The following is a 1794-nucleotide window of genomic DNA, read 5'->3' on the forward strand; positions in this document are numbered from 1 at the left end:
GGCAGAGCGATCTTGGTCGAGATCGTTCAGTGAAGGCTCGAAGTTGTTGGATAATCTCAAGATACAACAACATCAGCGTTGAGCAGTCGAATCGTGTAGATCATATAAGCGACGACGAGCTTGGGGCAGTCGCCTAGTACTTTCCCAAGATCGTCTGATCGGCCAGTTCTGATGGCAATGCGCCTTCGGTAGAGCAAAGCATTTTCGAGCGGCCGGTGGTCAGCTCATTGTCGCCGTTTGCTGAAAACGGACGCGGGTGTAAGAGCAGGAAGGCCGTCCAGGCATTGGTGCCCGCAATTTGTATTATAAGGCCACGATCGGAGCAGCGACAGCATTGCTTATGTGCCGGTCCGCACCGTGGCTGCAGGCGCACCTTGAAAGAACTCGGAAGCCGCGAGCCAAAGGCCGCTGGCGGCGTGGGTTCCTTGGCATTAGCGCCTCGATTTCTGTCCTGGGCCAGCCATTAGGGATACGCTGAAGCGTTGTGGTGATCATGCGAATGATCGACGTTGTTCATATTCGCAGTCTGCAGCAGTGATGATCACCGCTTTTCATCCGCGAGCTCGCTGATTATGCCGCAAGCCGGATTATGCCGCATGAGCAGTCTTCTTCGCTTCGAGGCTGGCACCCGTTGGTCGCCACGTCGCTGCGCGGGGACCAGGTCGCCGCTGGCATGGCACTGACCAAGCGGCTAGTTCCGAACGACGCAACGCACGTGCCCGCGGCTGCTCGGCAGCTGTGGAGGGGCACCAGCGCAGCATAGCTGGCATAGGAGAGCCAACGGGTTCTTTCATAGCCGTCGGCGTAGACGGCGTTGATGGTCTCGGGCGTTAGATGGCGATGAAAGGCGGACGTTCTCCGTCGAGTCGCCACCGAGAAGTCGCCCCGCGGCGGGCGCACGCGGCAGCCTTCTCCCTTGCGTGTTTCATGCAGTGCGTTAGGACCCTAGCTTGCGTCGCTGTAATGGCCCATCAATGGGCACGCCGAGAGCCCGCGGCTGAACTCAGGATCCGATGAACTCCTAAAGCTTATCGATCACTATTTGCCTGGAGTTGCGGTTTCCGAAAGGATATCAATGACCTCGAGCTTGGCGTCATACTCCTCGTATGTGCCAAGCATGGGTTCGCCAAGTGCAATATTGTGCACGGGATCGACAATCGAGGGTGAGTCGTAAGTTAGGGAGATGGGTCCAGTAAATTGAACTTGATCGCCAAGCTCGTCGCGTCGCAACGTTCGCGCGGTGCACCATTTGACGAGCTGCGTTACTGCGCCCTTCCCGCGCTCATTGATGGGGGGCAAATGCCGAACCGAGTAGAAATACGTCCGCGCAGAAAACATCTGTTGCGAACTCGAGCTCATGCGCTGGTCCGGTTGAGCGGTAAGAGTCAGCAGGCGCTTGCCAGCTGGACGCTCGAGCGTACCCTGAATTAGGCCACCTTCTCTAATCAGAGTAATGTGCGCCAGCTTTTTTGGAGCACCAAGAACCTCTCGTCCCGAGGCAAGCGCTGCATCATTCGTTGTCACGTAAATGTAAGGAATGTAAAAGCCGGTCTCACCGCCGGGATCACGAACTTGAATTCCTGAATAGCACTCCAAGTACGGCCCCACAGTGCTTGAGGGATAGCTCGCGACCCCCACAACGGCGATTGCAGGGTTTGCTACGGGTACTAATCCCTTCGGTAGTAGAGAGGACACCTCGCTCCCCACGCTGAATACAAGGTTTATGGCTTGGCAGCCGAGAAACGCGCTGCCACGGTCTCTGCTCCCACGGTAGAGAGGCGCATCAAGAGGAAT

General features: G+C 57.0%; 1 protein-coding gene. It reads right to left on the reverse strand.

Features of this window, described 5'->3' with window-relative positions; genetic code table 11:
• Nucleotides 1-1038: 1038 nt before the first annotated feature.
• Nucleotides 1039-1794, reverse strand: a 756-nt coding sequence (locus I6F33_RS37790) for an acetoacetate decarboxylase family protein (RefSeq protein ID WP_225143913.1), incomplete at its 5' end; no start/stop codon positions are given.

This window comes from Bradyrhizobium sp. BRP20 (assembly GCF_020194215.1).
Lineage (GTDB): Bacteria > Pseudomonadota > Alphaproteobacteria > Rhizobiales > Xanthobacteraceae > Bradyrhizobium > Bradyrhizobium yuanmingense.